Here is a 6,054-nt window from a genome sequence, read left to right as displayed (position 1 = left end):
AGTGGCATCGCCGGGTAGCTATGTTCGGAAGAGATAACCGCTGAAAGCATCTAAGCGGGAAACTCGCCTTGAGATGAGATATCCCTGGAGCTTCGAGCTCCTTGAAGGGTCGTTCTAGACCAGGACGTTGATAGGTCAGGTGTGGAAGTGCAGTAATGCATTAAGCTAACTGATACTAATTGCCCGTAAGGCTTGATCCTATAACCAGTGTGTTTCACGGGTTCAGTACCCATACACCTAGGTTGAGATCAGTGTTGTGCCAGTACTAAACACAACCCAAAGCAACACCAGTAACAACGAGGCACTCCTCAAAGAGTGAACTCGACTACTTCTTCCCCAGATTGGTTGCGTTGACCACAAATCAGCGCAACACCCCCTCATGCCTGATGACCATAGCGAGTTGGTACCACCCCTTCCCATCCCGAACAGGACCGTGAAACGACTCCACGCCAATGATAGTGCGGATACCCGTGTGAAAGTAGGTAATCGTCAGGCTCCTCATTCGCTGCAACTCACCGCAGCTAAACAAAAACCCCACCCCATAAAGGTGGGGTTTTTGCGTTTCGTAATACCTATAAGTGAGAGGCATCGATTATGCTGAACGCGCTGAAAGCTTGACACAGCAGTGTTGTTCCCCCATAATCGTCAGTTCTCTGCGGAGGGGTGCCCGAGTGGCTAAAGGGGGCAGACTGTAAATCTGTTGGCTTACGCCTACGCTGGTTCGAATCCAGCCTCCTCCACCAGAACATGTAGCAAGCGTCGGGAATCGTTAGACCCAAGCGGGTGTAGCTCAATGGTAGAGCAGAAGCCTTCCAAGCTTATGACGAGGGTTCGATTCCCTTCACCCGCTCCAGCATCAAGGTCCGCCCATGTGGCTCAGTGGTAGAGCACTCCCTTGGTAAGGGAGAGGTCAGCAGTTCGATCCTGCTCATGGGCACCAGCAACACTAGTCCACACTGTTTGCGCGCGGCGCAAGGTACGGAAAAATTCCTGTTAGGAGTCGAAAATGGCAAAAGGTAAATTCGAACGGACCAAGCCGCACGTCAACGTAGGCACGATTGGTCACGTCGACCATGGCAAGACCACGCTGACGGCAGCAATCGCGACGGTGTTGTCGAAGAAGTTCGGCGGCGAAGCGAAGGCGTATGACCAGATCGATGCAGCGCCGGAAGAAAAGGCACGTGGCATTACGATCAACACGGCACACGTCGAGTACGAAACGGCAGCGCGTCACTACGCGCACGTTGACTGCCCGGGACACGCCGACTATGTGAAGAACATGATTACGGGTGCAGCGCAGATGGACGGCGCGATCCTGGTGTGTTCGGCGGCCGACGGCCCGATGCCGCAAACGCGTGAGCACATCCTGTTGGCTCGTCAGGTTGGCGTGCCGTACATCATCGTGTTCCTGAACAAGTGCGACATGGTGGACGACGCCGAGTTGCTGGAACTGGTTGAAATGGAAGTGCGTGAGCTTCTGGTGAAGTATGACTTCCCGGGCGACGAAACGCCGATCATCAAGGGTTCGGCCAAACTGGCGCTGGAAGGCGACACGGGCGAACTGGGCGAAGTGGCGATCATGAACCTGGCCGACGCACTGGACACGTACATCCCGACGCCGGAACGCGCAATTGACGGTTCGTTCCTGATGCCGGTGGAAGACGTGTTCTCGATCTCGGGTCGCGGCACGGTGGTGACGGGTCGTATCGAGCGCGGTGTGGTGAAGGTTGGCGAAGAAATCGAAATCATCGGCATCAAGCCGACGGTGAAGACGACGTGCACGGGCGTGGAAATGTTCCGGAAGCTCCTGGACCAAGGTCAAGCGGGCGACAACGTGGGTATTTTGCTGCGCGGCACGAAGCGTGAAGACGTGGAACGTGGCCAGGTGTTGGCCAAGCCGGGTTCGATCACGCCGCACACGCACTTCACGGCTGAAGTGTATGTGTTGAGCAAGGACGAAGGCGGTCGTCACACGCCGTTCTTCAACAACTATCGCCCGCAGTTCTACTTCCGTACCACGGACGTAACGGGTTCGATCGAGTTGCCGAAGGACAAGGAAATGGTCATGCCGGGCGACAACGTGTCGATCACGGTGAAGCTGATCGCTCCGATCGCGATGGAAGAAGGTCTGCGCTTCGCTATCCGTGAAGGCGGTCGTACCGTCGGCGCTGGTGTCGTGGCCAAGGTTCTCGCGTAAGTCGAGCAACGCCAGAAATTGCTCGATGGTCTGTAGTTTTCGGGGTTAGCGAAATTGCTGACCCCAAATGGTTTAGGGGTATAGCTCAACTGGCAGAGCGTCGGTCTCCAAAACCGAAGGTTGGGGGTTCGATTCCCTCTGCCCCTGCCACAATCTTGCGTCTCCGGGCGCTGCTTAAGGTGTTATGGCGAATCCTTCCGTCGAAACTGTAAATACTTCCGGCGACAAGTTGATGTTGACCGCGGGCGTATTGTTGGTCTTGGCCGGGTTCGTAGGTTTCTTCTGGCTGGGTGGCCAGGAGTGGTACGTTCGCGGCGCCGCGCTGGCTGTCGGCTTGATCGCGGGTGTTGCGGTCGGTCTTCTCTCCGCACCGGGAAAGGGTTTTATCGCCTTTGCCAAAGATTCGTACAAAGAAGTCCGCAAGGTGGTGTGGCCGACGCGTAAGGAAGCCACGCAAACCACGCTGGTGGTCTTCGCATTTGTGCTGATCATGGCAATCTTCTTGTGGCTTAGCGATAAGTCGATTGAGTGGGTGATATTCTCGGTAATTCTGGGTTGGAGATGATATGAGCGAAGCACCGGCATCACCGAGCGGAAAACGTTGGTACGTCGTGCACGCCTACTCCGGCATGGAGAAGAGCGTGCAACGTGCGCTTCAGGAGCGCATCGACCGCGCTGGCATGCAGGATCAGTTTGGTCAAATCCTCGTCCCGACCGAAGAAGTCGTGGAAGTGAAGGGCGGCCACAAGTCTGTAACAGAGCGTCGTTTCTTTCCGGGCTACGTGCTCGTTGAAATGGAAATGACGGATGAAACGTGGCACCTGGTAAAAAATACTGCCAAGGTGACGGGTTTTGTTGGCGGGGCGCGTAATCGTCCGAGCCCGATCTCTCCGCGTGAAGTGGAAAAGATCATGTCGCAGATGCAAGAAGGCGTGGAAAAACCGCGTCCCAAAACGCTCTTCGAAGTGGGCGAAATGGTTCGGGTCAAGGACGGCCCGTTCACGGACTTCAACGGCAACGTTGAGGAAGTGAACTACGAGAAATCGCGCGTTCGTGTATCCGTCACCATTTTTGGGCGCTCGACCCCGGTTGAATTGGAATTTGGTCAGGTCGAGAAGGTTTAAAAGCATTCGTTTTTCCCCGCGCTCGAAGTGTCAACTTCGTAGCGCGGTTCGCGCTTACAGTCCGCGTTATGACTGTTGAGGAGCGTCAGTAGCCGTTTTTGGCGAGCGCGCGTTATCACTCACCGAACGCTAACGCGTTCTGCAGAGGTTTTCAACATGGCAAAGAAAATCATCGGCTTTATCAAACTGCAGATTCCTGCAGGTAAAGCCAATCCGTCACCGCCGGTTGGTCCGGCACTGGGCCAGCGCGGCCTGAACATCATGGAGTTCTGCAAGGCGTTTAACGCGCAGACTCAAGCGATGGAGCCGGGTCTGCCCGTGCCGGTGGTTATTACGGCATTCGCGGACAAGAGCTTCACGTTCATCATGAAGACGCCGCCGGCTACCGTTCTGATCAAGAAGGCCGCAGGTATTGCGAAGGGTTCGCCGAAGCCGAATGCTGACAAGGTCGGTAACATCACGCGCGCTCAAGCTGAAGAAATCGCAAAGACCAAGATGCCTGACCTGACGGCAGCGAATCTGGACGCAGCGGTCCGTACGATCGCCGGCAGCGCCCGTTCGATGGGCATCACCGTGGAGGGCGTGTAAATGGCTAAGCTTTCTAAGCGTCTTAAAGCGTTCGCCTCCAAGGTCGATCGCATGAAGCTGTATCCCGTCGACGATGCTCTTTCCCTCGTGAAAGAGTGCGCAAGCGCGAAGTTCGATGAATCCATCGACGTAGCTGTGCAGCTCGGCATCGATGCGAAGAAGTCGGACCAAGTGGTTCGCGGTTCGGTCGTGTTGCCCGCAGGCACCGGCAAGTCGGTTCGCGTTGCTGTGTTTGCGCAAGGCGAAAAGGCTGAGCAGGCTCGTGCAGCTGGCGCAGAAATCGTCGGTATGGAAGACCTGGCTGAACAAGTCAAGGCCGGTAACCTGAACTTCGACGTTGTGATCGCTTCGCCGGACACAATGCGCGTTGTCGGTACGCTCGGTCAGATTCTTGGCCCGCGCGGCCTGATGCCGAACCCGAAGGTCGGTACGGTTACCGCTGACGTTGCTCAAGCTGTTCGCAACGCAAAGGCTGGTCAGGTGCAGTTCCGCGTCGACAAGGGCGGGATCATCCACGCAACCATCGGCCGTGCTTCGTTTGAGCCGGCGTCGTTGCGTAAGAATCTGTCGGCACTGGTGGAAGCTCTTCAAAAGGCTAAGCCGGCGACCAGCAAGGGCGTGTATCTGCGCAAGATCGCATTGTCGAGCACCATGGGTGTCGGCGTGCGTGTGGATCATTCCACGCTCTCGCAGTAAAGAATCATGCGCTGGATGACACGATCTCGTGTTAGCCGGTGTTAAGGGCTTTGGGCGGTTGTGAGCTGAAGTTGGCGAGCAACCGGTTGTCAAAGACCGTTGGCGGAAGCGCAGCAGTTGGGCGTGACCTTAATGCAAGCCAACGCAGATGGCGAACCCGTAACAGTTTTGGCGTGGTTGAAGTCGGTTGTCGCGTGTCGTGAGATGCGCACTAGCCGGTCGAAATACTCCTGACAGGTCGGACGCCGTTGTTGAACGCGGTGCGCTAAGTTGGCGCATCGAATCTGGAGGTTTAACCGTGCCACTGAACAAAGAAGACAAGCAGGCAGTTGTCGCTGAAGTCGCCGCGCAAGTTGCGAAGGCTCAGACGATGGTGCTCGCTGAGTATCGTGGAATTGCGGTTGGCGATCTGACCAAGCTGCGCGCAAGGGCTCGCGAGCAACAGGTGTATCTCCGCGTGTTGAAAAACACGTTGGCGCGTCGCGCCGTGGAAGGTACCCCGTTCGCTGCGCTGGCCGAGCAGATGACTGGTCCTTTGATCTACGGCATCTCGGAAGATGCAATTGCTGCTGCCAAGGTCGTTAACGACTTCGGCAAAACCAATGACAAGTTGATCATCAAGGCCGGTTCCTACGAAGGCAACGTGATGGACAAGGCGGCTGTGCAAGCACTCGCCAACATCCCGAGCCGCGAAGAACTGCTCTCCAAGCTGTTGTACGTCATGCAAGCTCCTGTTGCCGGCTTCGCGCGCGCCCTGGCCGCGCTCGCTGCGCAAAAGGGTGGCGGCGCTGAAGCTCCGGCTGAAGCTGAGCCGGAAGTCGCTGCTTAACGTACTGCGCTTGGTTGCCTGGTTAGGCTTACAAGATCGCTGGCTGTATCCGAATTCAATTTAGGAGTATTTCAAATGGCAATCGCAAAAGATGACATCCTCGAAGCAGTAAGCTCGATGTCGGTTCTGGAATTGAACGAGCTGGTCAAGGCGTTCGAAGAGAAGTTTGGCGTGTCGGCTGCAGCAGTTGCTGTTGCTGGCCCCGCTGGTGCCGCTGCTGTTGTCGAAGAGCAGACCGAGTTCACGGTGAACCTGGTCGAAATCGGCGCAAACAAGGTATCGGTGATTAAGGCTGTTCGCGAACTGACGGGTCTCGGCCTGAAGGAAGCGAAGGACCTGGTTGACGGTGCACCGAAGCCTGTTAAGGAAGCGGTACCGAAGGCTGCTGCTGAAGAAGCGAAGAAGAAGTTGGAAGAAGCAGGCGCGAAGGCTGAAATCAAGTAAGTTTCGCTGCGCTTTGCTAAGGCTGGCGGTCTATGACCGCCGGCCTTTTTCTGCTTTGTGGGGACAACGTTTTAAGTCGCCGGTTTCGGCAACAAGAACCTCATAGAAGCCAAAGAAAAACACCGGTCAGATGATTTTACCGATTCTTTTCTTTGTCTTCTGAAGCGACTGCAGAA

The 6,054-nt window shown here is 56.0% G+C and carries 7 protein-coding genes, 4 tRNA genes and 2 rRNA genes; all 13 read left to right on the top strand.

Going from position 1 to position 6,054, the window contains the following annotated elements:
- Nucleotides 1–200, top strand: a 23S ribosomal RNA gene (locus FH08_RS0128405); the annotation flags it as partial.
- A 182-nt stretch (nt 201–382) separates the two neighbouring features.
- Nucleotides 383–495 (top strand): 5S ribosomal RNA (gene rrf / locus FH08_RS0128400).
- 162 nt (nt 496–657) lie between these two features.
- A tRNA-Tyr gene (locus FH08_RS0128395) sits at nt 658–743 on the top strand.
- A 36-nt stretch (nt 744–779) separates the two neighbouring features.
- A tRNA-Gly gene (locus FH08_RS0128390) sits at nt 780–853 on the top strand.
- Between the two features lie 12 nt (nt 854–865).
- A tRNA-Thr gene (locus FH08_RS0128385) sits at nt 866–940 on the top strand.
- Between the two features lie 66 nt (nt 941–1,006).
- Nucleotides 1,007–2,197 carry an elongation factor Tu gene (tuf, locus tag FH08_RS0128380; protein ID WP_031361585.1) on the top strand — a complete coding sequence of 397 codons (1,191 nt, stop codon included), beginning with the start codon at nt 1,007–1,009 and terminating at the stop codon, nt 2,195–2,197.
- Between the two features lie 74 nt (nt 2,198–2,271).
- Nucleotides 2,272–2,347, top strand: a tRNA-Trp gene (locus FH08_RS0128375).
- A gap of 34 nt (nt 2,348–2,381) precedes the next feature.
- Nucleotides 2,382–2,762 (top strand): preprotein translocase subunit SecE, encoded by a 381-nt coding sequence (gene secE / locus FH08_RS0128370; protein ID WP_031361597.1) that lies wholly within the window; start codon nt 2,382–2,384, stop codon nt 2,760–2,762.
- Between the two features lies 1 nt (nt 2,763).
- Complete coding sequence (gene nusG / locus FH08_RS0128365) at nt 2,764–3,321, top strand: transcription termination/antitermination protein NusG (protein ID WP_031361596.1); 558 nt, start codon at nt 2,764–2,766, stop codon at nt 3,319–3,321.
- 156 nt (nt 3,322–3,477) lie between these two features.
- A complete protein-coding gene (gene rplK, locus FH08_RS0128360) occupies nt 3,478–3,909 on the top strand; it encodes a 50S ribosomal protein L11 (RefSeq protein WP_031361595.1) in 432 nt (143 codons plus the stop codon).
- Nucleotides 3,910–4,605, top strand: a complete 696-nt coding sequence (gene rplA / locus FH08_RS0128355; RefSeq protein ID WP_031361594.1) for a 50S ribosomal protein L1 — start codon at nt 3,910–3,912, stop codon at nt 4,603–4,605.
- Nucleotides 4,606–4,903: 298 nt separating this feature from the next.
- The gene (rplJ, locus tag FH08_RS0128350) at nt 4,904–5,434 is read left to right on the top strand and encodes a 50S ribosomal protein L10 (protein ID WP_051888606.1); all 531 of its coding nucleotides are present in this window, start codon (nt 4,904–4,906) and stop codon (nt 5,432–5,434) included.
- A gap of 75 nt (nt 5,435–5,509) precedes the next feature.
- Nucleotides 5,510–5,878, top strand: coding sequence for a 50S ribosomal protein L7/L12 (gene rplL, locus FH08_RS0128345; RefSeq protein WP_031361592.1), 369 nt, complete (start codon nt 5,510–5,512; stop codon nt 5,876–5,878).
- The last annotated feature ends 176 nt before the right edge of the window (nt 5,879–6,054 follow it).

The organism is Caballeronia sordidicola (genome assembly GCF_000729995.1).
Lineage (GTDB): Bacteria > Pseudomonadota > Gammaproteobacteria > Burkholderiales > Burkholderiaceae > Caballeronia > Caballeronia sordidicola_A.
This window is presented reverse-complemented; position numbering and strand designations above follow the sequence as displayed.

Bases quoted from the DNA above. Each gene is read 5' to 3' on its own strand.
- tuf (WP_031361585.1), top strand. From the start codon at position 1,007: ATGGCAAAAGGTAAATTCGAACGGACCAAGCCGCACGTCAACGTAGGC.
- secE (WP_031361597.1), top strand. From the start codon at position 2,382: ATGGCGAATCCTTCCGTCGAAACTGTAAATACTTCCGGCGACAAGTTG.
- nusG (WP_031361596.1), top strand. From the start codon at position 2,764: ATGAGCGAAGCACCGGCATCACCGAGCGGAAAACGTTGGTACGTCGTG.
- rplK (WP_031361595.1), top strand. From the start codon at position 3,478: ATGGCAAAGAAAATCATCGGCTTTATCAAACTGCAGATTCCTGCAGGT.
- rplA (WP_031361594.1), top strand. From the start codon at position 3,910: ATGGCTAAGCTTTCTAAGCGTCTTAAAGCGTTCGCCTCCAAGGTCGAT.
- rplL (WP_031361592.1), top strand. From the start codon at position 5,510: ATGGCAATCGCAAAAGATGACATCCTCGAAGCAGTAAGCTCGATGTCG.